Genomic DNA, 23999 nt, shown 5'->3' with positions numbered 1-23999 from the left:
TCGTGGCATCTCCTGCCATGCATCCAGCCCCTTCTACCGACGCGATACCGCGCCACATTGCCATCATCATGGATGGCAACGGGCGTTGGGCGCAGCGTCGGCGACGTCCGCGCATGATCGGCCATCGCGCCGGTGCGCGTGCGGTCAATCGCACCATCGATTTCTGCCTGGAAAAAGGCGTCTCGGCACTCACCCTGTTCGCGTTTTCCAGTGAAAACTGGGGCCGCCCGCAGGAGGAAGTCGATGCGCTGATGAAACTGTTCCTGCATGCGCTGGACCGCGAGGTCGAAGAACTGCAGCGGCGAGGCGTGCAAGTGCGCTTCATCGGCGAGCGCAGCCGCTTCGCCGCACCGCTGCGCGAACGCATGGCCGCTGCCGAGCGCGTTACCGCCGGCAACGCACGCCTAGTGCTCAGCATCGCGGCCAGTTACGGCGGCCGCCAGGACATCGCGCTGGCCGCGCGTGCGCTGGCAGAAGAGGTGGCGGCCGGACGCCTGCAACCGCACCAGATCGACGAGGCACTGCTGTCCAGCCGGGTCGCCCTGTCGGACCTGCCGGCGCCGGACCTGTTCATCCGTACCGGTGGCGATACCCGTATCAGCAATTTCCTGTTGTGGCAGCTGGCCTATACCGAGCTGTGGTTCACCGAAACCCTGTGGCCGGAGTTCGATGCCGGCGTGCTGCAGCAGGCGCTGGACGACTATGCCGGGCGCGAACGCCGCTTCGGCCTGACCAGTGCCCAGATCGCCGACAAGGCGACGGAGAGCTCCTCCGCATGACCAAGACCCGCGTGATTGCCGCGCTGATCATGGCGCCGCTCGCCATCTGCGCGATCGTGCTGCTGCCCACGCAATGGCTGGCGGCGCTGGCGGCGATCCTGTTCCTGACCGGTCTGTGGGAGTGGCTCAAGCTCTCCGGCATCGACGACAGCCTGCCGCGCACCGTGCTGCTGATGCTCAATCTGCTGCTGATGGTGCTGATGGTGTGGGCGTCGGCCGGCTCCATGGTGCTGTTCCAGATCGCCGCCCTGGTGGGCGTGGTCTGGTGGCTGCTGGCGCTGCTGTGGCTGCGCTTTTTCACCTTTGGCGCCGATCATGGCAACGGCCAGGCGCGCGCGCTCAAGCTCGCTGCCGGTACGCTGGCAGTGCTTCCGGCCTGGGCCGCGCTGGTGCTGCTGCACGCCAACCCGGACAGGGGCAACCTGTGGCTGCTGACCGCGCTGACCATGGTCTGGGCGGCCGACTCGGGGGCGTATTTCGCCGGGCGCGCGTTCGGCAAGCACAAGCTGGCGCCGCGCATCAGCCCGAACAAGACCATCGAAGGCCTGCTCGGCGGGATGGTCGCCGGTATCGCGGTGGCCTGCGCCTTCGGCTGGCTGGCCGGACTGACCCTGGCGCATGTGCCGCAGCTGGTCCTGGTCGCGGCGGTGGCGGTGCTGGCGTCGGTGCTGGGCGACCTGTTCGAGAGCCTGCTCAAGCGCCATGCCGGCGCCAAGGACTCGGGCACGGTCATTCCCGGACACGGCGGCGTGCTGGATCGCATCGATGGCGTACTCGCCGCCCTGCCGGTGTTCGCACTCGGCAAGGAAATTCTCGGATTCTAAGCATGGCTGGCTCTTCTCCCCGCCAGGTCGCCGTATTCGGCGCGACCGGCTCGATCGGCACGTCGGCATTGGACGTGATCGCCCGCCATCCGCAGCGGCTGCGCGCCAGCGTGCTGTCTGCGGGCAGCCAGGTGGATGCGCTGCTGGCGCTGTGCGCCACGCATCGCCCCGCGCATGCAGTGATTGCCGACCCGACCCTGTACCCGGCTTTGCGTGACGGGCTGCATGCGGCCGGTCTGGCCACCCAGGCGCATGCCGGGACGGCGGCGCTGGACGCGCTGGCCGGCAGCGATGCCTGCGACACCGTGGTGGCCGCGATTGTGGGAGCGGCTGGCTTGCCCTCCACGCTTGCCGCCGCCCGCGCCGGCAAGCGCCTGCTGCTGGCCAACAAGGAATCCTTGGTCCTGGCCGGCGAGCTGCTGACCCGCACCGCGGCTGCGGCGGGCGCGCAGATCATTCCGATCGACAGCGAACACAGCGCGATCTTCCAGTGCCTGCGCTCCTGCGATGCGAGCCGCGGCGTACGTCGGGTGATCCTGACCGCGTCCGGCGGCCCGTTCCGTGGCTGGGATCGCAACGCGCTGTCGGCAGTGACGCCGGCGCAGGCGGTTGCGCACCCGAAGTGGTCGATGGGCCCGAAGATCTCGGTGGACTCGGCCACCTTGATGAACAAGGGCCTGGAAGTCATCGAGGCGCACCATCTGTTCGGCCTGCCCGGCGAGCAGATCGACGTGCTGGTGCATCCGCAAAGCCTGGTGCATTCGCTGGTGGAATTCGTCGACGGCTCCACCCTGGCCCAGCTCGGCCTGCCGGACATGCGCACCACCCTGGCGGTGGGCCTGGCCTGGCCGGAACGGGTCGACTCGGGCGTGGCGGGCCTGGATCTGCTGCAGCAGGGCCGGCTGGATTTCGAGGCGCCCGATACCGCCGCATTCCCCTGCCTGCGCCTGGCCTGGGAGGCCTTGCGCGCCGGCGGGACCGCGCCGGCGATCCTGAACGCGGCCAACGAAGTGGCTGTTTCAGCGTTTCTTCAGGGCCAAATAGGTTTCCTAGCGATCCCTGCGTTGGTCGAACACACGCTGACAACGCTCCCACGGCACAATGCCGACTCCCTCGACACCCTGCTTTTTGCCGATGCGCAAGCCCGGCAAACCACCGAACGCGCCCTCGCCAACCACGCCCTTCATGCCTGATCGATCCACGCAGCCGAGTTGCATCCATGGGTGATTTCATCGGTTCGGTCTGGTGGATGATCGTCAGCCTGGGTCTGTTGGTGACGTTCCACGAATTCGGACACTTCTGGGTCGCGCGCCGCTGCGGCGTCAAGGTGCTGCGTTTTTCGGTGGGCTTCGGCAAGCCGTTGTGGATGCGGCGCGACCGCCATGGCACCGAGTTCGTGGTGGCCGCGATCCCGCTGGGCGGTTACGTCAAGATGCTCGACGAGCGCGAAGGCGACGTGCATCCGGCCGAACAGGACCAGGCGTTCAATCGCAAGACGGTGTGGCAACGTATCGCCATCGTCGCGGCAGGCCCGATCGCCAACCTGTTGCTGTGCATGGCGATGCTGTGGGCGATGTTCGTGGTCGGCAAGCAGGATTACTCGGCCACCGTCGGCCGCGCCGATGGCCTGGCCGCCGAAGCCGGGCTGACACCGGGCGAGCGCATCGTGCGCATCGACGGACGCAGCGTGAGCAGCTGGAGCGATGCCAGCATGCAGCTCACCACCGCGGCCATGGACAAGCGCGACATCCGGGTACTCACCGCCGCCGAAAGTGGAGGCCACAGCGAACACACCTTGCGTCTTTCGCAGCTGCCGGTCGGTTTCGACGAGCGCCGCGTGGCATCGCTGGCCGGCATCGGCTGGCAGTTCATGTTGCAGCCGCCGGTGATCGCCGAGGTGGTGCCCGGTTCGGTGGCCGACGGCCTGCTCAAGCCGGGCGATCGCATCGTGGCCATCGATGGCCAGCCGATCCGCTCGGCCGACGACATCATTCCGCAAGTGCAGGCTCTCGGCGCACACGGCGGGCCGGGCATGATCGAAGTGGCACGCGGCGAAGACCGCCTGGCGCTGGAAATCGCACCGCGCAAATCGCCGCAGGGCCAGTGGATGATCGGTGTCCGCCCCGCCGCCGCACCGGCGCCGCAATACGACAGCCGACAGCAGTACGGCATCTTCGCGGCGGTGCCCGCGGCCATCCGCGAAACCGGCAAGATGACCGCCGATTCGCTGGGCATGATGAAGCGCATGCTGACCGGCCAGGCCTCGGTCAAGAACATTTCCGGCCCGGTCACGATTGCGCGCGCCGCCAATGCCTCGGCCGAACGCGGGCTCGACTGGTTCCTGTATTTCCTGGGGTTGCTGTCGCTCAGCCTGGCGATCATCAACCTGATGCCGATCCCGATCTTGGACGGTGGGCATCTGCTGTATTACCTTATCGAGTTGGTCAAGGGCAGCCCGATCAGCGAACGGGCCATGATTGCCGGGCAATATGTCGGCCTGGCGGTCCTGGCCGGGTTGATGGGACTGGCGTTCTACAACGACATCCTCGGCCTGGTTCCACGATGAAACTGCTCCACTCTTTCCGCCTGTTGTCGTCGTCATACGCCGGCACCCAGCAACACCCGAAATCGACTCCAACCGGATGTGACATGACGCGTCTTCCCACTCGCCGCCTGCTTGCCCTCGCTCTTGCCGCCGGCCTCAGCCTGCCAGCCGTTGCCCTGGCCGCAGAGCCGTTCGTTGCCAGCGACATCCGCGTCGACGGCCTGCAGCGCATCGCTTCCGGCACCGTGTTCACGTACCTGCCGGTGAACCGCGGCGACACCGTGGACGACACCAAGGTGGCCGACTCGATCCGGGCGCTGTACCGCACCGGCTTCTTCGAGGACGTACAGCTGGACCGCCAGGGCAACATCCTGGTGATCACGGTCAAGGAACGCCCGGCGATCAACAAGCTCACCGTGACCGGCAACAAGGACATCAAGTCCGAGGAACTGCTCAAGGGCCTGGGCGACATCGGCCTGACCGAGGGCGGCACCTTCGACCGGCTGAGCCTGGACCGCGTGACCCAGGAACTGACCCGCCAGTACAACAACCGCGGCAAGTACAACGTCGAGATCACCCCGACGGTGAGCCCGCTGGACCGCAACCGCGTGGACGTGGCGATTGCGATCAAGGAAGGCAAGGCGGCCAAGATCCGCCACGTCAACCTGATCGGCACCGAGAAGTTCGCCAACGAGGACATCCTGGAGAACTGGGAATCCAAGGAGCACAACTGGGCCTCGTGGTATCGCCGCGACGACCAGTACTCCAAGGAAAAGATGTCCGGCGACCTGGAGAAGCTCAATTCCTGGTACCTGGACCGTGGCTATGTCGATTTCAGCATCGACTCCACCCAGGTCTCGATCAGCCCCGACAAGCGCGACATGTTCGTCAGCGCTGGCGTCACCGAGGGCGAGCAGTACAAGATTTCCGAGATCAAGGTCACCGGCGACACCGTGCTGCCACAGGCCGACATCGAGCGCCTGGTCATCCCCAAGGCCGGCGACATCTTCTCGCGCGCGCTGCTGGAATACACCTCCGATGCGATCACCAACACGCTGAGCAACGTCGGTTACGCATTCGCCAAGGTCAACCCGATTCCAACCCCCAACCGCGAGGACCGCACCGTTGCGGTGAACCTGCAGGTGGTGCCGGGCCCGCGCGTGACCGTGCGCCGCATCCTCTACAAGGGCAACAGCCGCACCTCCGACGAGGTCTTGCGCCGCGAAATGCGCCAGTTCGAGAACACCTGGTACTCGCAGGCGGCGATCGACCGTTCCAAGATTCGTCTGCAGCGCCTGGGCTATTTCGAGTCGGTGAACGTGGAGACCCCGGCGGTGCCTGGCAGCAACGACCAGGTCGACGTGATCTACGACGTCAAGGAAACCACCTCCGGCAGTTTCGTGTTCGGCCTGGGGTATTCGCAAAGCTTCGGTGTGACCACCTCGGTGCAGTTGTCGCAGAACAACTTCCTGGGCGGCGGTAACCGCGTGGCGGTGGAAGCCTCGCGCAGCACCTTCCAGCAGCGTTACGCGTTCTCCTACACCAACCCGTTCTTTACCGACGACGGCGTGTCGCTGGGCTACAACCTGTCGTGGCGTTCGCTGGATTACTCGGACTTCAACACCGCGCAGTTCAACAGCAAGAACGGCTCGGCGCAGGTAGTGTTCGGCGTGCCGATCACCGAGAACGACACTGTCTCGGCCATGGTGGGCATCGACAGCAATCAGATCACCACCTTCCCGGGCACCACGCCGCAGGCGATCGTCGACTACATCGATGCGATCGGCACGCGCACCTTCCATGCCTGGCGCAGCGAGCTGGGTTGGGCGCGCGATACCCGCAACGACTTCTTCATGCCCACCCGCGGCATGTACCAGCGCGTCGGCCTGGAAACCACCCTGCCCGGCTCGACAGTCGAGTACTACAAGCTCAACTACCAGATCTCCAACTACTGGCCGATCATCCCGGCGCTGGTGTTGAACACCCGCTTCGAGCTGGGTTACGGCGACAGCTACGGCAACGACAGCACCCGCGTAGTCACCAACCCCGATGGCACCTCGCGCACCATCACCGCCACCGGCCTGCCGTTCTACGAGAACTTCTACGCCGGCGGTACCAATTCGGTGCGCGGCTTCGAAGACAACACCCTGGGTCCGCGTTCGGAGCCGATCAACGGCTTCAACCGCGGCCAGCCGCTGGGTGGTTCGTTCAAGACCGTCGGTTCGGTGGAAATGTATTTCCCCAAGCTGTTCGACAGCCCGTCGGCGCGCGTGTCGGCGTTCTTCGACTTCGGCAACGTGTACAGCGGCGTGGACAACTTCAAGGCCAACGAGCTGCGCGCCTCCACCGGTGTGGCGCTGTTGTGGCGCGCTCCGGTCGGCCCCATTTCGATCAGCTACGCGTTCCCGCTGAAGAAGGAAGACAACGACGAGATCGAGCGCCTGCAGTTCACCTTCGGCGGCCAGTTCTAAGACGCACACAAGACAATGGCGGCCCGATTGATCGGGCCGCCATCGTTTGTCTGTCGTAGCTGAAGCGCTACCGGTTCAGAGGTAGCTCTGGAACAGCGTGCTCAGGCAGCTGGCCGTACCGCTCCAATCGGACGGATTGACGCACTGGACCTGCTGGTCCCAGAAGCTCTGAGCGTCGGCGCGCTGCTGCGCGAAATCGTCGGCCGAGGCGCTGCTGACTGCGCCCAGCAGGACGACGCCGGCGAACATGGAGAGGAGAGTTTTCATATGCTTCTTCCTGGGTTAGCCGCTCGGTTGCGGCCAGGCAACAGATACGCCTGACTGTTTAGCGGATTCTTGGCGATGTTTTTTTTCCGTAAAAACAGCCACTTACTGTTTACACGAGGTTCACCTGATGCCCCTGACCGCCAGTGCGATTGCCGAACAATTTGGTCTGACCGTCGTTGGCGACGGCGCAACCGAAGTCACCGGGGTGGCGACGCTGGCGCACGCCGGAGCGGGCCAGCTGAGCTTCCTGTCCAACCCGCGCTACCGGCCGCAGCTGGCCGACACGCACGCGGCGGTGGTCGTGGTGCGCGCCGATGACGCTGAGGCGGCGCACGGCACCGTGCTGGTTGCCAAGGACCCGTACACCGCATTCGCCAAGATCGCCGCGTTGTTCGACGTGGCGCCGGTGCGCGAGCCCGGTATTCATCCCCTGGCGGTAATCGACCCCAGCGCGCAGGTGTCGCCCGGTGCGCATGTCGGGCCGTTCGTCAGCATCGGTGCGCGCAGCCGCGTGGGCGATGGCTGCATCATTGGCACCGGCAGCATCATCGGCGAAGACTGCGTGGTGGACGACGGCAGCGAGCTGATCGCCCGCGTCACCCTGGTCACCCGCGTGCGGCTGGGCAAGCGCGTGCGGATTCATCCCGGCGCGGTGATCGGCGCCGATGGCTTCGGCCTGGCGATGGATGCCGGCCACTGGATCAAGGTGCCGCAGCTGGGTGGTGTGGTGATCGGCGACGACTGCGAGATTGGCGCCAACACCTGCATCGACCGCGGCGCGCTGGAAGATACCGTGCTCGAAGAAGACGTGCGCGTGGACAACCTGGTGCAGATCGCCCACAACTGCCGGATCGGCGCGCACAGCGCGATCGCCGGCTGCACCGGCATTGCCGGCAGCGCCAAGATCGGCCGGTATTGCCTGCTCGGCGGGCACGTCGGCGTGGTCGGCCACCTGGAGATCTGCGACAAGGTCGTGATCACCGGCAAGTCGGTGGTGCGCAATTCCATCCATGAGCCGGGCGAGTATTCGTCCGGCACCCCTCTCACCGACAACCGCACGTGGCGCAAGAATGCCGCGCGCTTCAAACAACTCGATGCGCTGGCAAGGCGCATCCTGGCTGTGGGCAAGGAGAACGCATGAGTCACCCCGTTTACGAGCTGCCGATCGACGTCAACCAGATCCAGACGCTGATCCCGCACCGCTACCCGTTCCTGCTGATCGACCGGGTCATCGAGCTGGACCTGGAAGCCAAGCGCATCGTTGGCCAGAAGAACGTCAGCATCAACGAGCCGTTCTTCCAGGGCCACTTCCCGAGCCGTCCGGTGATGCCGGGTGTGCTGATCATCGAGGCGCTGGCGCAGGCCGGCGGTGTGATGACCCAGCTTGGCCTGGGCCGCGATGCGCTGTCCAAGCTGTTCTACATGGTCAAGGTCGACAACGCGCGCTTCAACAAGCAGGTGGTGCCGGGCGATGTGCTGATCCTGGAGGTGCAGATGAAGCGCCTGATCCGCAACATGGGATGCTATTACGGCGAGGCCAAGGTCAACGGCGAGATCGTGGCCAGTGCCGAAGTCATGTGCGCCGGCGCCAAGGAATAATCCGTTTTTGGAGGTGAGACACGATGCGTGATCAAGCACCCTTGATTCATCCCACCGCCGTCATCGACCCGTCGGCGCAACTGGCCGACGACGTGCGCGTTGGCGCGTTTTCGCTGATCGGCGCCGACGTGCAGATCGGCGCCGGCACCGAGGTGGGGCCGCATTGCTCGATCCACGGCCCGACCCGGATCGGCCGCAACAACCGGTTCATCGGGCATGCGGCGATCGGCGGCGAACCGCAGGACAAGAAGTACGCCGGCGAGCGCACCGAACTGGTGATCGGCGACGGCAACGTGATCCGCGAATTTGTCACCATCAACCGCGGCACCGGCGGCGGTGGCGGCATCACCGTGGTCGGCGACGACAACTGGATGCTGGCCTACACCCACGTGGCGCACGACTGCCATGTCGGCAACCACTGCGTGTTTTCCAACAACACCACCCTGGCCGGCCATGTCACCGTGGGCGACTACGTGATCATCAGCGGCTTTGCCGGTGCGCATCAGTTCTGCCGCATCGGCGCGCACGCCTTCCTGGGCATGGGCGCGCTGACCAACGGCGACGTGCCGCCGTTCACCATGGTCGGCAGCGAATCGCTGGGCCGCCCGCGCGGCATCAACAGCGAAGGGCTCAAGCGTCGCGGCTTCGATGCCGAGCGCATCACCGCGATCAAGCGCGCCTACCGCACGTTGTACGTCGCCGGGCTGCCGCTGGCCGAGGCCAAGGCGCAGCTGGCCGAACAGGCCAAGAGCAGCGAGGACGTGCGCGGGCTGCTCGAGTTCATCGAGGCGGCGGAAAGGCCGTTGTTGCGATGAAGGCCGGGATTCGGGATTCGGGATTGGGGATGCAAAGCGTCCACACCACACCGGGCGACGTCGTGCATGACGCGCTGGCCAATCCCCAATCCCCAATCCCCAATCTCCGCTCCCCACGCATCGCGCTGATCGCCGGCGAAGCTTCCGGCGACATCCTCGGCGCCGGGTTGATCGATGAATTGAAGCGACGTTATCCGAACGCCGAGTTCGTCGGCATCGGCGGCGACGCGATGCGTGGTGCCGGTTGCCAGACCTGGTTCGATGCCAGCGAGCTGGCGGTGATGGGGCTGACCGAAGTGCTGCAGCATCTGCCGCGGCTGTTGAAGCTGCGCCGCGCCTTCCGGGAGCGTGTGCTGGCGTGGAAGCCGGACGTGTTCATCGGCATCGACGCACCCGATTTCAATCTGCCGGTCGAGCGCTGGCTCAAGCAGCGCGGCGTGCGCACCGTGCATTACGTCAGTCCATCGGTCTGGGCATGGCGCGAGAAACGTGCCGAGAAGATCGGTGCCAGCGCCGACCTGGTGCTATGCCTGTTTCCGATGGAGCCGCCGATCTACGCCAGGCACGGCATCGATGCGCGCTTTGTCGGCCACCCGATGGCCGACGACATCCCCTACAAGGCAGACCGCGAGGCGGCCCGCGCGGCCCTGGGCATCTCCGCCTCCAGCACCGTGCTGGCGGTGCTGCCGGGCAGCCGGCATGGCGAGATCAGCAAGCTGGGCGACACCTTTTTCCAGGCCGCCTGGCTGGTGTCCGAGCACCTGCCCAACCTGCACGTACTGGTGCCCGCCGCCAACCCGGGCTGCAAACAACTGCTGGCCGAGCAGCTATCGCGCAGTTCGTTGCCGGTGCTGCGCTCGCACCTGCTCGATGGCCAGGCGCGCACCGCGATGCTGGCCGCCGACGTGGTGCTGCTGGCGTCGGGCACCGCCACGCTGGAGGCGATGCTGGTCAAGCGCCCGATGGTGGTCGGCTACAAGGTCGCCCCGCTGACCTACCGCATCGTCAGGACGCTGGGCCTGCTCAAGGTCAACCGCTACGCACTGCCCAACATCCTGGCCAACGACGACCTGGCACCGGAGCTGATGCAGGACGACTGCACCCCGGAACGGCTATGCGTGGCCCTGCTGGACTGGTTCAAGCACCCGGAAAAGGTCGCCGCGCTGCAGCCGCGTTATCTGGCCCTGCACGCCGAACTGCGCCGCGATGCGTCGGCGCGTGCGGCCGATGCGGTGGCGGAGCTGCTGGAAGGCGGGGATTCGGGAGTGGGAATTCGGGATTCGTCAGGAGCGAAAGCATGAAGATCCTCGCTCCGCGCGCACACGCCGATAGCGCCAACGCCGAGGCGCGCCAGTCGCCCTTGTTCGACCAATCCCAAATCCCGAATGCCGAATCCCGGCGTTTGATCGCCGGTGTCGACGAGGCCGGCCGCGGTCCGCTCGCCGGGCCGGTGGCGGTGGCTGCGGTGGTGTTCGACCCCGGCAAGCCGCGCATCAACGGGCTGGACGATTCCAAGCAACTGACCGCGCAGCGCCGCGAGCAGCTGTACGCGCGCATCGTCGAGCGGGCGCTGGCGTGGTCGGTGGTGCTGATCGACAGCGAAGAGATCGACCGCATCAACATCTACCAGGCGACCATGCTCGGCATGCGGCGCGCGGTGGAAGGCGTGGCGCACGTGGCCGGGTTTGCGCGGATCGACGGCAACCGCGTACCCAAGGGGCTGCCCTGCCCGGCCGAGGCCTTGATCGGCGGCGATGCGCTCGATCGCGCCATCATGGCCGCCTCGATCGTGGCCAAGGTCACCCGCGACCGCCTGATGCAGCAGCTGCACGCCGAGCATCCCGAATACCGCTTCGACCAGCACAAGGGCTACGCCACGCCGGTGCATCTGGCCGCGCTGCGCAGCCACGGGCCGTGCCCGCAGCACCGTCGCAGCTTCGCCCCGGTACGGCGTGCCTTGGGAATCGAGGCGGCGCAGTCGCCGTGGGACGTGCCCTGCGCAACCCCGGCCGACGACCTGCTGCGGGCCGACTGAACGACCGCACCCCAGGCAGACCGGCCCGCTACCGGCGCCATCCCTCCATTGACGCGTAAGCAGCCGGTTCGCCCGGGGCCTCGAGCATCGAACCTCGCACACCCGCGTCCGCGGGCCGCCGATCCGCGCAATCGCCACTGCTGCGCCGCACGCAGCTAGCCGAAGCCTGAATCGGCTGCCGCGCCCAGCCCCCGTGGCAGCTGGCCGCGGCCCTGCGCCGGCGCTGTCAAGCCTTGTTCGACCCGACCACGCTCGCTACCCTGACCGCGCATTATTCCGGTCTCGCATGTCCACTTCCCGTTTCGTCCATCTGCACGTCCACACCGAGTTCTCGCTGGCGGATTCCACCATCCGTGTGCCCGAGAAACCGGATCAGGCTGACCCGAAAAAGGCCAAGCAGGCCAACCTGCTGAGCCGCGCGGTCGAACTCGACATGCCCGCGCTGGCGGTCACCGACCTGAACAACCTGTTCGCGCTGGTCAAGTTCTACAAGGCCGCCGAGGGCGTGGGCATCAAGCCGATCGCCGGCGCCGACGTGATGATCGCCACCCCGGACATGACGCCCTGGCGCATGACCCTGCTGTGCCGCGACCGCGAGGGCTACCTGAGCCTGTCGCGGCTGCTGACGCGCGCCTGGATGGAAGGCCACCGCCCCGAAGGCGGGGTGGCGATCCACCCGGAATGGCTGCAGGCCGGGCACGCCAACCTGTTCGCCCTGGCCGGCCGCGACAGCCTGGCCGGACGCCTGTTTTCCGAGGGCCGCGCCGATCTGGCCGAGCAGCAGCTGGCCGACTGGCAGCGCGTGTTCGGCGATGGCCTGCATCTGGAACTGACCCGCACCGGACGCGAGGGCGAGGAACGCTTCAACCAGTTCGCCTTGCATGCCGCTGGCGTGCGCGGGCTGCCGGTGGTGGCCAGCAATGACGTGCGGTTTCTGTATGCCAGCGACTTCAACGCGCACGAGGCGCGCGTGTGCATCTCCTCCGGCCGCGTGCTCGACGACCCCAAACGCCCGCGCGACTACAGCGACCAGCAGTACCTCAAATCCGGCGAGGAGATGGCCGCGCTGTTCGCCGACGTGCCCGATGCCATCGACAACACGCATGCGCTGGCGCAGCGCTGCAACATCGAGATGCGCCTGGGCACCTACTTTCTGCCTGCCTACCCGGTGCCCGAAGACGAGACGCTGGACAGCTGGATCCGCAGCCAGTCGCGCGAGGGTCTGGCCGCACGTCTGGAAAAGAACCCGATCGCACCGGGCAAGACCCGCCAGGACTACGTCGACCGGCTGGAATTCGAGCTGGACACCATCATCAAGATGGGCTTCCCCGGCTACTTCCTGATCGTGGCCGACTTCATCCAGTGGGGCAAGAATCAAGGCATCCCGATCGGCCCGGGCCGCGGTTCCGGTGCCGGTTCGCTGGTGGCCTGGGCGCTGCAGATCACCGACCTGGACCCACTGCCGTACAACCTGCTGTTCGAGCGCTTTTTGAACCCCGAGCGCGTGTCGATGCCCGACTTCGACATCGACTTCTGCATGGATCGCCGCGACGAGGTGATCGACTACGTGGCGCGCAAGTACGGGCGCGAACGGGTCAGCCAGATCATCACCTACGGCACCATGGCCGCCAAGGCGGTGGTGCGCGACGCCGGGCGCGTGCTTGGCTTCACGTACGGGTTAGTCGACAGCGTCGCCAAGCTGATCCCCAACATCCTGGGCATCACGCTCAAGGATGCGATGGGCGAAGGCAAGGATTCGGAGATGGCCTCGCCGGACCTGATCCAGCGCTACCAGGTCGAGGACGACGTACGCGACCTGATGGACCTGGCGCGCCAGCTCGAGGACCTCACCCGCAACGCCGGCAAGCACGCCGGTGGCGTGGTGATCGCGCCCGATCCGCTGTCCGAGTTCTGTCCGCTGTTCGCAGAACACGACGAAGACGGCCGCGGCAAGAATCCGGTCACCCAGTTCGACAAGGACGACGTCGAAGCGGTCGGCCTGGTGAAGTTCGACTTCCTCGGCCTGCGCACGCTGACCATCATCGACTGGGCGGTCAAGGCGATCAACGTGCGCCATGCGCGCGCCGGCATCGACCCGGTCGACATCACCACCATTCCGCTCGACGACGTGCCCACCTACAAGGGCGTGTTCGCCTCGGGCAATACCGGTGCGGTGTTCCAGTTCGAGTCCTCGGGCATGCGTCGCCTGCTCAAGGACGCGCGCCCGGACCGCTTCGAAGACCTGATCGCGCTGGTGTCGCTGTACCGCCCCGGCCCGATGGACCTGATCCCGGACTTCAACGCGCGTAAGCACGGCCAGCAGGAGATCGTCTATCCGGATCCGCGCACCGAAGTCATCCTGAAAGACACCTACGGCATCATGGTGTATCAGGAGCAGGTGATGCAGATGGCGCAGATCGTCGGCGATTATTCGCTGGGCGGCGCCGACCTGCTGCGCCGTGCGATGGGCAAGAAGGTGCCGGCCGAAATGGCCAAGCACCGCGAGATCTTCCGCGAAGGCGCGGCCAAGGGCGGGGTGAGCGCGGCCAAGGCCGACGAAATCTTCGACCTGATGGAGAAGTTCGCCGGCTACGGCTTCAACAAGTCGCACGCCGCCGCCTACGCGCTGGTCAGCTACCAGACCGCCTGGCTGAAGCGGCATTACCCGGCCGAATTCATGGCCGCGACGCTGTCCTCGGACATGGACAACACCGACAAGGTGGTCGGCTTTCTCGATGAAGTGCGCAACCTCGGCCTCACCGTCAAGCCGCCGCGGGTCAACGAATCGGCCTACATGTTCGAAGCCGCCAGCCCGGACACGATTCAATACGGCCTGGGCGCGATCAAGGGCGTCGGCCAGGGCGCGTGCGAGGCGATCGTCGAAGAACGCCAGCGCGGCGGCCCCTACACCACGCTGCTGGATTTCTGCACGCGTGTGGGCACCGCAAAGCTCAACCGCCGCACGCTGGAAGCGATGATCAATGCCGGCGCGATGGATGGGCTGGGCAGCAACCGCGCCTCGCTGATGCTGCAATTGCCGGAAGTGATGAAGGCCACCGAGCAGATGGCGCGCGAACGCGCCTCGGGGCAGAACTCGCTGTTCGGCGGGCCGGACCCGAGCGCCCCGGCGATGCGGCTGGATCTGCCCGAAAGCAAGGAATGGCCGCTGGGCCAGTTGCTCACCGGCGAGCGCGAAACGCTGGGCTTCTACCTCAGCGGCCACCCGTTCGATCCGCATCGCGACGAAGTGCGCGAACTGGTCGGCTGCGACCTGGGTGCACTGGAAAAGATCCTGGCCTCGCAACAACGCGGCGGTGGCGGCGGCGATGGCGAAAAACGCGCCTGGCGCCCGGAAGTCAGCGCCATCCTGGCCGGCCAGGTGATCGGCGTGCGGCGCAAGGGCGACAGCCAGGTGTTCGTGCAGCTCGAAGACGGTCGTGGCCGGGTCGAGTGCAGCGCGTTTTCCGATGCGATGGCCGAGTTCGGGCACCTGCTCACCCGCGACCGCATCCTGATCGTCAAGGGCGGCCTGCGCGAGGACGAATTCAACGGCGGCTACAGCCTGCGCATCCGCCAGTGCTGGGACTACGAGCAGATCTGTGCCGAGCATGCGCAACGTCTGTCGCTGCGCCTGGACCTGCGCGAGAAGCAGGCATGGAAACGCATCGACGCGTTGCTGGCCAAGCACCGCCCCGGCAAGACCCCCCTGCGCCTGGACCTGCTGCTGCGCGCGTCCAGCGGCGGCGTGGCCGGCATGCTCGACCTCAACGGCAGCCACTCGGTGCGCATCGACCAGCACCTGATGGACAGCCTGCGCGCCGACCCGGCGGTGCGGACCTTGAAGATCAAGTACAGCCCGCCGTGGGCTTAAGGGGCGGGGATTGGGGAGTCGGGATTGGGGATTGGGGATTGGCAACGGCGGTCTACCGCCATGCCGAAGCGGCGCGGTACTGCTCTTGCGAATCCCGAATCCCGACTCCCCAATCCCCGCCTCCGAACGGCTCCGTACGGGCCAGCCACACCGCTTCAGCTACACTCCCCGCCTTACGTTGACGACGCCATTGCATGAATCCTAACTACCTCGACTTCGAGCAACCCATCGCCGATCTGGAAGCCAAGATCCAGGAACTGCGCAACGCCAGTACCGGCCCTGCGGTCAACGTGGAGACCGAGGTGCGGGCGCTGCGCGACAAGGCACGCGTGCGCACCGCACAGATCTTCCGCGACCTGTCGTCGTGGCAGATCTCGCAGCTGGCGCGCCACCCGCAGCGCCCGTACACGCTGGACTACATCAATACCATCTGCGATCAATTCCAGGAGCTGGCCGGCGACCGCGCCTATGCCGACGACAAGGCCATTGTCGGGGGCCTGGGCCGCATCGACGGCCGCCCGGTGGTGATCATCGGGCACCAGAAGGGCCGCGATACCAAGACCAAGGTGGCGCGCAACTTCGGCATGCCGCGCCCGGAGGGCTACCGCAAGGCGCTGCGCCTGATGAAGCTGGCCGAGCGCTTCCGGCTGCCGTTGCTGACCTTCATCGATACCCCCGGCGCCTACCCGGGCATCGGCGCCGAAGAACGCGGCCAGTCCGAGGCGATCGCGCGCAATCTGCTGGAAATGGCAGAGCTGAAGGTTCCGGTGATCTGCACCGTGATCGGCGAAGGCGGCTCCGGCGGCGCGCTGGCGATCGGCGTGGGCGACCGCACCTTGATGCTGGAATACGGCACCTACTCGGTGATTTCGCCCGAAGGCTGCGCCTCGATCCTGTGGAAGGACGCAGCCAAGGCCAAGGACGCCGCCGAACAGCTCGGCCTGACCGCCAAGCGACTCAAGGGCCTGGGCCTGGTCGACAAGGTGATCCGCGAGCCCACCGGCGGCGCGCACCGCAACCCCGAGCAAATGGGCAAGCGCTTGAAAGCGGTGCTGCTCAACGAGCTCGACGCGCTGGAGAAAATCCCGGTCGAAGCGCTGCTGCAACAGCGTTACGAGCGCCTGCGCAGCTACGGTGCCTACGAAGGAAACTGAATCCTGCGGCTCCGCCTGGCGGAGCCCCAAGGAACTTGCACCAGGGACAAGGACTCCTACCGGCATGAGCCCCCTCATTCTTCTGTCGATCGTGTTGCAGATCGCCTGCTGCGTGCATGTGGTGCGTAGCGGACGGCCGCTGTACTGGATCCTGATCCTGCTGACATTTTCGTATCTGGCGGTGTTGATCTACGCGTTTGTCGCGCTCATCCCAGACATGCGTAACGACCCGAGCGCACGCCGCAGCCTGCAACGCGTGCGCCGGACGCTGGACCCGCAGCGCGACCAGCGCGATGCCGCACGCAAACTGGATGTCTCCGACACTCCGGAAAACCGCCGCCAGCTGGCCCGCACCCTGCTCGAACAGGGCAACCATGCGCAGGCCGCCGAGGTCTACGAAGGCGCCTTGCGCGGGCTGTATCGCGACGACCCGGACCTGATGCTGGGGCTGGCGCAGGCGCAGTTCGGTCTTGGCAATGCCGCGCAGGCACGCCAGACCCTGGATGCCTTGATCGCCGCTAACCCCAACTTCCGCTCGCATGACGGGCATCTGCTATACGCACGTGCGGTGGAAAGCAGCGGCACCATCGAAGAAGCGCTGCACGAATACCAGACGCTGGTGCAGGGCTATCCTGGCGAAGAGGCACGCGTGCGCTATGCGCAGTTATTGCAACGCGCTGCGCGTCCGGAGCAAGCCAAGGCCGTGTTCGACCAGGTAATCCGTCGCGCCGCCGCCTCGCCCAAGCATTACCAGCGTGAGCAACGCGGCTGGATCGATCAGGCGCGCAAGGGCCTACGCGAGTTGGATTCGATCGCCTGAGTCAGGCCGGGGTATGCGCCATCTGCGCAAATCTGCCCCTTCCCCACTCATTGATGGCATGCAGCGACAGCGACCAGCGCGCCATGCAGCGACCGCACCGGAGTGGCACACGCCGACAAGGCGACGCTGCGCCGCCTTGTCGGTATCGCGGCCTAAAAAGGCTTGGCCAGCACCAGCCAGATCACACCGACCAGCAGGATTACCGGCACCTCGTTGAACAAGCGCAATGCCCGCCCGCTCGGGACCGCGCGGCCCTGGTCCACGCCCTTCAACCAGCGCCCGGCCACGATGTAATGCGCCAGGATCAAGGCCACCGCCAACAGCTTGGCGTGCAGCCAGCCGCCGGTCACCATCGTCGGGAAGTCGGGGATCACGCGATAGCCTTGCCACAGCACCGCACCCAGCAGCAGCGCCAGACCGAGCATGCTGTGGCCGAACCTGTAGAGGCGTCGGCCCATCAGCACCAGCCGCGCACGCACGGACGGCTCGCTGCCGGCTTCGGCGATGTTGACCAGAATGCGCGGCAGATAGAACACCGCCGCCATCCAGGCGATCACGAACAGCAGATGGAAGGTCTTGATCCACAAATACAGGGTCATGCGCTGGCTCCGCTGGCTCGCGTAGGATGGCCCGCATTTTCACCTATCCGCGCACGCGAAAGCAGCTGAGCCCCATGCAGCAGTCAGACGAAAAACAGTACGACGCCCGGTATTTCCGCCGCTGGTACCGCGATGCCGGGCTGGCCGACCCGGCCCGCCTGCGACGCAAGGTCGCACTCGCCGTCGCACAGGCCGAGTATTACCTGGAGCGACCGATCCGCAGCGTGCTGGATATCGGCTGTGGCGAAGCGGCCTGGCGCGCGCCCTTGTTGGCGCTGCGGCCCAAGCTCAGCTACCTGGGCTTCGACAGCAGCGCCTACGCCGTGCAGCGCTACGGACGCAGCCGGCAGATCCACCCCGCCCGCTTCGGTGATTTCGCCTGGCTACGCCCCGGCGCACCGGTGGACCTGCTGATCTGCTCGGACGTGCTGCATTACGTGCCCACGCGCGAATTCAACCAGGGCCTGCCTGGGCTGGCCGACATGTGCGCGGGCGTGGCGTTTCTGGAGACCTTTGCGCAGGAAGACGCATTCGAAGGCGATCACGACGGCTTCCAGCCCCGCCCGGCGCGCTGGTATCGCAAGCGCTTTGCCAGCGTCGGATTCGCTGCGCTGGGGTCGCATTGCTGGTTGTCGCCGCAGCTGGCAGATGAGACATCTGCGCTGGAGCGCGGTTGACGAGTCCGTTGGCTACTTGAGGCACTTATTGCGTGTAGCTTCGCTCCGTACCCTCTCCCCAATCCCCACTCCGCGCCCCGGCCCGCGCTTGCGGCGCGGGCGCTCCAAGGCACGCGCGCCATGGCGCGCAAGCAGTGCCTTCTCGCCCCGCAGGGAGAGGGGCTAGATTGTGCAGGCCGAACGTTACTCTGCTGGCGAAGGCTATCTTCCAGCCACACGAAACTGTTCCTTCTCGCGCCGGGAGAAGGTGCCCCGCAGGGGCGGATGAGGGTACGGGCGAAGCCTCATGGAGTTTGAATGCACATGTGGCTTCGCCCATCCCCCTCACCCCGCCCCCTGTCCCGAGAGGTGCTTACCCTGCCGGCGAACGCGATCTGCAAGCCGTACGAAGCCGCTCGAAAGACCACAACCAGCGGCAGACAAAGCTGCCTACGCCCGCCATACCTTCTATGACAGCCTCTACCGTCCGCAGCCCCATTAAGGTGCAAATGCGCCAAACCCGGTATGCTGCGCGGCAGCAAAACCGCACGGATGGGTGGAATGCTTTATCAACTGCATGAGCTGACCCGCAATCTGCTAGCCCCCTGGGTGCATCAGGCCCAGGCGAACGCCAAGATGTTCTCCGACCCCGACAGCCTGTGGGCTTCGCTGCCCGGCGCCGAACGCATGGCGGCCAGCAACGAGCTGTTCCATCGGCTGGGCAAGGAATACGAAAAGCCGGCCTGGGCACTGGACGATGTCGAGGTCGACGGCCATTCGTTGCCGATCATCGAACGCGAGGTGCTGAGCAAGCCCTTCTGTCGCCTGCTGCGCTTCAAGCGCTTCAGCGACCACGTCGAGCTGATCGGCAAGATGAAGGAGCAACCAGCCGTGCTGGTGGTGGCGCCGTTGTCCGGCCATCACGCCACCCTGCTGCGCGACACCGTGCGCACGCTGCTGCGCAACCACAAGGTCTATGTGACCGACTGGGTGGACGCGCGCATGGTGCCGCTGGAGGCAGGCGCGTTCCGGCTCGAGGACTACATCAGCTATATCCAGGACTTCATCCGCCATATCGGCGCCGAGCGCCTGCATGTGGTGAGCGTATGCCAGCCCACGGTACCGGTGTTGGCGGCGGTGTCGCTGATGGCGACCAACGACGAACCCACGCCGCGCTCGTTGGTGATGATGGGCGGGCCGATCGATGCACGCCGCAGCCCCACCCAGGTGAATAACCTGGCGACGGAAAACGGCATCGAGTGGTTCCAGAACAACCTGATCCACACCGTGCCGTTCCCGTATCCGGGGCATGGCCGCCAGGTGTACCCGGGCTTTCTGCAGCATGCCGGCTTCCTGTCGATGAACCCCAACCGACATGTGATGTCGCATTGGGATTTCTACACCGATCTGGTCAAGGGCGATCTGCAGGATGCGCAGGCGCATCGGCAGTTCTACGACGAGTACAACGCCGTGCTCGACATGCCGGCCGAGTATTACCTGGACACGATCCGCGTGGTGTTTCAGGACTTCCTGCTGCCGCAGGGCAAGTGGAAAGTGGACGGCCAGCTGGTCAAGCCGTCGGCGATCCGCAACACCGCCCTGTTGAGCATCGAAGGCGAACTGGACGATATCGCCGGGCTCGGCCAGACCGAAGCGGTGCACGATCTGTGCACCGGTATCGATGCGGCGCACCGTCGCCACCTGGTGGTGGAAGGGGCCGGCCATTACGGCATTTTCAGTGGCCGCCGCTGGCGCGAAGTGGTCTACCCGCAGGTGCGCGAGTTCATCGCGCGCTATGACGCAGACCCGGTCGGCAGCCGCGACCCCGCCACCGTCACGCCCATCCGCAAGCGCGGCAAGCGCGCCTGAGCGCACGCACAAACGCTCCCGGTCGTCGTCGACCGGGAGCGTTTTTTATGCGCGCGACTGCCTCATCCATATCTGCAGCAACACATGCGTGCGGCCGTCGTCGTCTCTGAACCACTCGCGGAGGACGCAGGCCTGCTCAGCGAGACCGCCTGCGCGAGGCCGCCTGCATCGATCCACTCAGATCGCACCGCTCTTGACCAGCAGATGCTTGGCCAGCATGCCGTGCACAGCGCCGATCGCACGCGCCAGGTGCAGGGTCACGAACAGCAGCAGCACACCGAGCACGCAGATCGGCAGCGTCAGCCATCCATTGACGACATCCACACCACCGAAGGTCATCACCACGCCCGAGTCGAACAGTGACAGCACGGGCGCGACGACGAACCCCAGCGAAATCGCCAGCAGCGTGACGAACACGGTGAAGTACACGATGCCCAGCGGCAGCATCAGCAGGAAGTACAGCATGGTGCTCCAGGTACGCAGGTCGGTGAACATCTCGCCGATCCGCTGCAGCCAGCCGCCCTGCAGGCCTGGATGGGACGGCCGGCGCGGCATGCGCACCCCCAGCAAGGTCTCCACCACGCGCCCTTCCACCAGCGACAGCATCCGCACCGAGCCGAAGAACAGCACCAGCAGCGGCACGCCGATGATCAGGATCAACAGGCCCAACGACAGGCTGCCCCCGGCAACCACCCAGGTGAAATAGAAGATGCCGGTCAACAGCGACAGCAACATGTAGAACAGCGCGCCGTAGGTGCGCGGGTCGGCGGCCACACCGAAGAACTTGCCGATCCATGAGGCACGGCGAGGCGGCAGCGGCGGGCGCAGCGCACGGCTGACGGTGACTTCGGTTTCGCGATAGATCTCGGCTACCTCATCCGGCGCGCCATAGCTGCCGGCGACGCCTGCGATGACCTCCGCTTCGCTCTTGTCACGGTGTTCGGCAAGCTCGGCGCGCAGATATTCTTCGGCGTCGTAAAGCGCATCCTGGACCATCGCCGGGTCGGCACCGGCCAGCGCCTGCCGCAGTTGCGTCAGGTAATCGGCAATGGTGGTCGGCAACGGACGTGTTTGTGCGATCGTCATCATGAGTGGGTCCCCTCCAGCACGGAATCAACGGAATCACGGGTGGCGCGCCAGGCGGCGATCCATTGGCGCAGGCAGTCATGCCCGCTGTCGGTAATGCGGTAGTAGCGTCGCGGCGGTCCCGATGCGGACGGCTCGATATGGCTGTGCAACAGCCCCGCCCCTTCCAGATTGCGCAACACCGGATACAAGGCGCTCTGTTTGCCGCTGAGCACTCCCTCCAGCCGCTCAAGCCGCTTGGCGATCAAATAGCCGTACAGCGGTTCTTCGGCCTGGGCCAGCACCGCCAGCAAGGCCAGCGACACGGTGCCTGCACTCAGCTCCTTCTGGAATTTGCGCAGGTAGACATCCGGCTCGCTCATCGGTCATCTCCGCTAGGTCGAAGCTCATACTATGTAGAACCTAGCTATAGCGAATGTGCCGGTAGTCATGGGCGGTGATGGGGGAGTCGGCATTGGGGATTCGCGAAAGCAAAAACAAAGGCGGGGCCGCCGGCTCGCTTGGGCAATCGTCGGCATCGCAATGCGGTCCACCGCAGACCCCAGCGCCGCCGTTACCAACCCCGCAATGCCCAATCCCCACTCCCCACCCCACTCGCGCTCGCCTGTGCAAACCCCAGTGCGTTCATGAGCTTAGAACCTTTGGGTTACTGCCTTTCTGGCACGGCTTAACTACAGTCGACGTCCCCCGTGCCGATAAGTTTCGCTCAGGGGTTTTTCACTTTCGACGGGGCAATACGATGCAATTGACACGCTTGGCGCAGCCGGCCATGGCTGAAACTTCCTTTGGAGCCACCCGGCGCCTGTGCCTTGCGATCGGGTTGGCGCTGCCGGTGCTGGGCTTTGCGCAGACACAGCCTGCGCCAGCCAATGCCGAACAGACCCAGCCGGAGCCTGCCAAGCCGCCGGTCACCGCCGCACCCGCCACCGCCAAGGGCTATCCGCTCGAGGCGCAGGGCTGGGGCGCCAAGCAGGGCGGCAACATGTGGCAGGTGCGCTGGGCCGAGGACTGGTCGTATCTGAAGGACCCATCCAAGCGCAAGAGCCTGTTCGATCCGCTCAAGTACATCCCGCTCAGCGAAGACGGCGATGTCTACGTTTCGCTCAGCAACGAGCTGCGCGTGCGCAGCAACACCATCACCAACCCGGGGCTGATTCCCGGCAGCCACTCGCAGCAGCAATACCTGTTGCGCGCGTTCTTCGGTGCGGACCTGCACGTGGGCGAGCACTTCCGTCTGTACACGGAACTGGCGCACGGCAGCCTGGATGGGCGCAACGAGGGCGCCAAGACCGGTACCCAGGAAAACAACGCGATCCTGCAGCAGGTCTTCTTCGACGTGAAGGGCAACATCGGCGGCGCCGACACCGGCCTGCGGGTCGGCCGCCAGGTGTTCGTCGACGGCCCCACCACCTTGATGGCACTGCGCGACAACACCGATATCTTCGTGACCTTCAACGGCGCACGCGCCTGGGCGATCGGCGAAAAGACCCGAGTGGACATATTCGATTTCAATTTCAACCTGGATGGCACCGAAGGCCTGGGCGATGACCGCATCGACCGCTCGCGGCATTTCCGCGGCGTGGTGGGCGGCTATCGGTTGCCGACCGCCAAACCGATGTATCTGGAGCCGTTCTTCTATCAGTTCCGCAACGACAACCAGGTGTGGGGCCGCCAGACCGCGGAAGAAAACCGCAACTACTACGGCCTGCGGTTGTGGGGCAACGTGGGCAAGCTGCGTACCGACTCGTTCGTGACCGTGCAACGCGGCAGCTTCGGCGGGCGCGACCTGCGCGCCTACATGGCCAGCACCTCCAATGCGTGGACACTGAGCGACAACGGCTGGAAGCCGCGCCTGGGCTTCCACAGCGAAATCGCCTCCGGCGGCGGCGGCACCTCCGGCACCGGCACGCTGCGCAACAACAACTTCCTGTACGGCAATACGATCTACTTCAGCTGGGCCACGTTCTTTGGCCCGGTGAACCTGGTCACCGCCGCCCCGACGTTCACCTTCTCGCCCACCTCCAAGCTCACCGTGAACCTGGAATGGGAAACCCTGTGGCGGCAGACCACCAGCGATGCGATCTACAACAATCAGGCGCGCGCCTATGCACGCACCCAGGGCACCGGCGAGCGTCGCATCGGCACCATGCCGCGCATCAACGCGACGTGGAATATCGATCCGAACTGGTCGGTGACCTTCCGCGCCGAGCATCTGATGGCAGGGCCTGCACTGGAGAAGGCCGGTTACGGCGATTCGACCTTCGTGATGGGCTGGTTGAACTTCCGGTTCTAAACGCCGTTTGTCGGCGCTGCAATGTGCCGACCCGGTGTGCGTGCGTTTCTAAACCAGTCGCTGTTGGATCACATGCCGCGTCCGGCAAGGACGCGGCATGTTGGTTTTCAGCGTTGATCGTTTTGATGCCCCGGGGTTTTCGCACGCTGCACGCAACAGACAAGCGCTGCCTTCGGTCACCTGTGGCGACGGATGGTCGCGCTGCTCCGCCGGTCGACCACGCCGCAACCGGCTGCGGTGCACGCAAACGCGGTCCGCATCCGTCATCGGCCTGACGGTGCCGGGCACATCGAAAAGGCACTGTCCTTACTGAATC

Annotated in this window: 20 protein-coding genes; 16 read left to right on the top strand and 4 right to left on the bottom strand. The window is 65.7% G+C overall.

Features of this window, described 5'->3' with window-relative positions:
• Positions 1-17 precede the first annotated feature (17 nt).
• From uppS to bamA, 5 genes are all read left to right on the top strand, one after another.
• On the top strand, positions 18-779 hold the full coding sequence (gene uppS, locus FHY18_RS08690; protein WP_259153493.1) for a polyprenyl diphosphate synthase: 762 nt from the start codon (positions 18-20) through the stop codon (positions 777-779).
• Positions 776-1603 (top strand): phosphatidate cytidylyltransferase, encoded by an 828-nt coding sequence (locus FHY18_RS08685; protein ID WP_259153492.1) that lies wholly within the window; start codon positions 776-778, stop codon positions 1601-1603. Before uppS ends, FHY18_RS08685 begins: the two co-directional genes overlap by 4 nt.
• A 2-nt stretch (positions 1604-1605) precedes the next feature.
• On the top strand, positions 1606-2796 hold the full coding sequence (locus tag FHY18_RS08680; protein ID WP_259153491.1) for a 1-deoxy-D-xylulose-5-phosphate reductoisomerase: 1191 nt from the start codon (positions 1606-1608) through the stop codon (positions 2794-2796).
• Positions 2797-2822: 26 nt separating this feature from the next.
• Positions 2823-4169 (top strand): RIP metalloprotease RseP, encoded by a 1347-nt coding sequence (rseP, locus tag FHY18_RS08675; protein ID WP_259153490.1) that lies wholly within the window; start codon positions 2823-2825, stop codon positions 4167-4169.
• 83 nt (positions 4170-4252) lie between these two features.
• Complete coding sequence (bamA, locus tag FHY18_RS08670; protein ID WP_259153489.1) at positions 4253-6619, top strand: outer membrane protein assembly factor BamA; 2367 nt, start codon at positions 4253-4255, stop codon at positions 6617-6619.
• A gap of 75 nt (positions 6620-6694) precedes the next feature.
• Here bamA and FHY18_RS08665 read toward each other — a convergent pair whose 3' ends face one another.
• The gene (locus tag FHY18_RS08665; protein WP_259153488.1) at positions 6695-6886 is read right to left on the bottom strand and encodes a hypothetical protein; all 192 of its coding nucleotides are present in this window, start codon (positions 6884-6886) and stop codon (positions 6695-6697) included.
• 127 nt (positions 6887-7013) lie between these two features.
• On the opposite strand from FHY18_RS08665, the gene lpxD reads away from it, so the two are divergent.
• The 8 genes from lpxD to FHY18_RS08625 all read left to right on the top strand — a co-directional run bounded on the left by lpxD (position 7014) and on the right by FHY18_RS08625 (position 17180).
• Complete coding sequence (gene lpxD / locus FHY18_RS08660) at positions 7014-8027, top strand: UDP-3-O-(3-hydroxymyristoyl)glucosamine N-acyltransferase (protein ID WP_259153487.1); 1014 nt, start codon at positions 7014-7016, stop codon at positions 8025-8027.
• Positions 8024-8485, top strand: a complete 462-nt coding sequence (gene fabZ, locus FHY18_RS08655) for a 3-hydroxyacyl-ACP dehydratase FabZ (protein ID WP_046963043.1) — start codon at positions 8024-8026, stop codon at positions 8483-8485. Before lpxD ends, fabZ begins: the two co-directional genes overlap by 4 nt.
• 23 nt (positions 8486-8508) lie before the next feature.
• Positions 8509-9300 carry an acyl-ACP--UDP-N-acetylglucosamine O-acyltransferase gene (lpxA, locus tag FHY18_RS08650; protein ID WP_259153486.1) on the top strand — a complete coding sequence of 264 codons (792 nt, stop codon included), beginning with the start codon at positions 8509-8511 and terminating at the stop codon, positions 9298-9300.
• A 29-nt stretch (positions 9301-9329) separates the two neighbouring features.
• Positions 9330-10601 carry a lipid-A-disaccharide synthase gene (gene lpxB, locus FHY18_RS08645; RefSeq protein WP_259153485.1) on the top strand — a complete coding sequence of 424 codons (1272 nt, stop codon included), beginning with the start codon at positions 9330-9332 and terminating at the stop codon, positions 10599-10601.
• Positions 10598-11335, top strand: coding sequence for a ribonuclease HII (locus tag FHY18_RS08640; protein ID WP_259153484.1), 738 nt, complete (start codon positions 10598-10600; stop codon positions 11333-11335). The genes lpxB and FHY18_RS08640 overlap by 4 nt, the downstream gene beginning before the upstream one ends.
• 286 nt (positions 11336-11621) lie before the next feature.
• The gene (gene dnaE, locus FHY18_RS08635) at positions 11622-15206 is read left to right on the top strand and encodes a DNA polymerase III subunit alpha (RefSeq protein WP_259153483.1); all 3585 of its coding nucleotides are present in this window, start codon (positions 11622-11624) and stop codon (positions 15204-15206) included.
• A 194-nt stretch (positions 15207-15400) separates the two neighbouring features.
• Entirely contained in the window at positions 15401-16360 is a 960-nt protein-coding gene (locus FHY18_RS08630; protein ID WP_259153482.1) for an acetyl-CoA carboxylase carboxyltransferase subunit alpha, read from the top strand.
• 64 nt (positions 16361-16424) lie between these two features.
• Positions 16425-17180 carry a tetratricopeptide repeat protein gene (locus FHY18_RS08625; protein ID WP_259153481.1) on the top strand — a complete coding sequence of 252 codons (756 nt, stop codon included), beginning with the start codon at positions 16425-16427 and terminating at the stop codon, positions 17178-17180.
• Positions 17181-17332: 152 nt separating this feature from the next.
• Here the strand turns inward: FHY18_RS08625 and FHY18_RS08620 are convergent, their stop codons facing one another.
• Positions 17333-17779 (bottom strand): CopD family protein, encoded by a 447-nt coding sequence (locus FHY18_RS08620; protein ID WP_259153480.1) that lies wholly within the window; start codon positions 17777-17779, stop codon positions 17333-17335.
• 74 nt (positions 17780-17853) lie between these two features.
• Here FHY18_RS08620 and FHY18_RS08615 point away from each other — a divergent pair, with 74 nt between their 5' ends.
• Together FHY18_RS08615 and FHY18_RS08610 are read left to right on the top strand one after the other, a co-directional pair.
• Complete coding sequence (locus FHY18_RS08615) at positions 17854-18456, top strand: class I SAM-dependent methyltransferase (protein ID WP_259153479.1); 603 nt, start codon at positions 17854-17856, stop codon at positions 18454-18456.
• A gap of 504 nt (positions 18457-18960) precedes the next feature.
• On the top strand, positions 18961-20304 hold the full coding sequence (locus FHY18_RS08610; protein ID WP_259153478.1) for a polyhydroxyalkanoate depolymerase: 1344 nt from the start codon (positions 18961-18963) through the stop codon (positions 20302-20304).
• Positions 20305-20481: 177 nt separating this feature from the next.
• On the opposite strand, the gene FHY18_RS08605 is transcribed toward FHY18_RS08610, so the two are convergent.
• Together FHY18_RS08605 and FHY18_RS08600 are read right to left on the bottom strand one after the other, a co-directional pair.
• Positions 20482-21393: a sensor domain-containing protein gene (locus FHY18_RS08605; protein ID WP_259153477.1), complete on the bottom strand. Its 912-nt coding sequence runs from the start codon at positions 21391-21393 to the stop codon at positions 20482-20484.
• The gene (locus FHY18_RS08600; protein ID WP_259153476.1) at positions 21390-21752 is read right to left on the bottom strand and encodes a PadR family transcriptional regulator; all 363 of its coding nucleotides are present in this window, start codon (positions 21750-21752) and stop codon (positions 21390-21392) included. The genes FHY18_RS08605 and FHY18_RS08600 overlap by 4 nt, the downstream gene beginning before the upstream one ends.
• Before the next feature lie 377 nt (positions 21753-22129).
• Here FHY18_RS08600 and FHY18_RS08595 point away from each other — a divergent pair, with 377 nt between their 5' ends.
• Entirely contained in the window at positions 22130-23683 is a 1554-nt protein-coding gene (locus tag FHY18_RS08595; RefSeq protein WP_259153475.1) for an alginate export family protein, read from the top strand.
• Positions 23684-23999 lie beyond the last annotated feature (316 nt).

The sequence above is a fragment of the Xanthomonas sp. 3793 genome, assembly GCF_024806835.1.
Taxonomy (GTDB): domain Bacteria; phylum Pseudomonadota; class Gammaproteobacteria; order Xanthomonadales; family Xanthomonadaceae; genus Xanthomonas; species Xanthomonas arboricola_F.
This window is presented reverse-complemented; position numbering and strand designations above follow the sequence as displayed.

Excerpts from the sequence above, each read along its gene's own strand:
- FHY18_RS08665 (WP_259153488.1), bottom strand. The coding sequence starts at position 6,886 with ATGAAAACTCTCCTCTCCATGTTCGCCGGCGTCGTCCTGCTGGGCGCA.
- FHY18_RS08625 (WP_259153481.1), top strand. The coding sequence starts at position 16,425 with ATGAGCCCCCTCATTCTTCTGTCGATCGTGTTGCAGATCGCCTGCTGC.
- FHY18_RS08680 (WP_259153491.1), top strand. The coding sequence starts at position 1,606 with ATGGCTGGCTCTTCTCCCCGCCAGGTCGCCGTATTCGGCGCGACCGGC.
- FHY18_RS08615 (WP_259153479.1), top strand. The coding sequence starts at position 17,854 with ATGCAGCAGTCAGACGAAAAACAGTACGACGCCCGGTATTTCCGCCGC.
- FHY18_RS08640 (WP_259153484.1), top strand. The coding sequence starts at position 10,598 with ATGAAGATCCTCGCTCCGCGCGCACACGCCGATAGCGCCAACGCCGAG.
- lpxD (WP_259153487.1), top strand. The coding sequence starts at position 7,014 with ATGCCCCTGACCGCCAGTGCGATTGCCGAACAATTTGGTCTGACCGTC.
- dnaE (WP_259153483.1), top strand. The coding sequence starts at position 11,622 with ATGTCCACTTCCCGTTTCGTCCATCTGCACGTCCACACCGAGTTCTCG.
- FHY18_RS08600 (WP_259153476.1), bottom strand. The coding sequence starts at position 21,752 with ATGAGCGAGCCGGATGTCTACCTGCGCAAATTCCAGAAGGAGCTGAGT.
- uppS (WP_259153493.1), top strand. The coding sequence starts at position 18 with ATGCATCCAGCCCCTTCTACCGACGCGATACCGCGCCACATTGCCATC.
- FHY18_RS08595 (WP_259153475.1), top strand. The coding sequence starts at position 22,130 with ATGCAATTGACACGCTTGGCGCAGCCGGCCATGGCTGAAACTTCCTTT.
- FHY18_RS08620 (WP_259153480.1), bottom strand. The coding sequence starts at position 17,779 with ATGACCCTGTATTTGTGGATCAAGACCTTCCATCTGCTGTTCGTGATC.
- FHY18_RS08685 (WP_259153492.1), top strand. The coding sequence starts at position 776 with ATGACCAAGACCCGCGTGATTGCCGCGCTGATCATGGCGCCGCTCGCC.
- fabZ (WP_046963043.1), top strand. The coding sequence starts at position 8,024 with ATGAGTCACCCCGTTTACGAGCTGCCGATCGACGTCAACCAGATCCAG.
- FHY18_RS08605 (WP_259153477.1), bottom strand. The coding sequence starts at position 21,393 with ATGATGACGATCGCACAAACACGTCCGTTGCCGACCACCATTGCCGAT.
- bamA (WP_259153489.1), top strand. The coding sequence starts at position 4,253 with ATGACGCGTCTTCCCACTCGCCGCCTGCTTGCCCTCGCTCTTGCCGCC.
- lpxB (WP_259153485.1), top strand. The coding sequence starts at position 9,330 with ATGCAAAGCGTCCACACCACACCGGGCGACGTCGTGCATGACGCGCTG.
- rseP (WP_259153490.1), top strand. The coding sequence starts at position 2,823 with ATGGGTGATTTCATCGGTTCGGTCTGGTGGATGATCGTCAGCCTGGGT.
- lpxA (WP_259153486.1), top strand. The coding sequence starts at position 8,509 with ATGCGTGATCAAGCACCCTTGATTCATCCCACCGCCGTCATCGACCCG.
- FHY18_RS08630 (WP_259153482.1), top strand. The coding sequence starts at position 15,401 with ATGAATCCTAACTACCTCGACTTCGAGCAACCCATCGCCGATCTGGAA.
- FHY18_RS08610 (WP_259153478.1), top strand. The coding sequence starts at position 18,961 with ATGCTGCGCGGCAGCAAAACCGCACGGATGGGTGGAATGCTTTATCAA.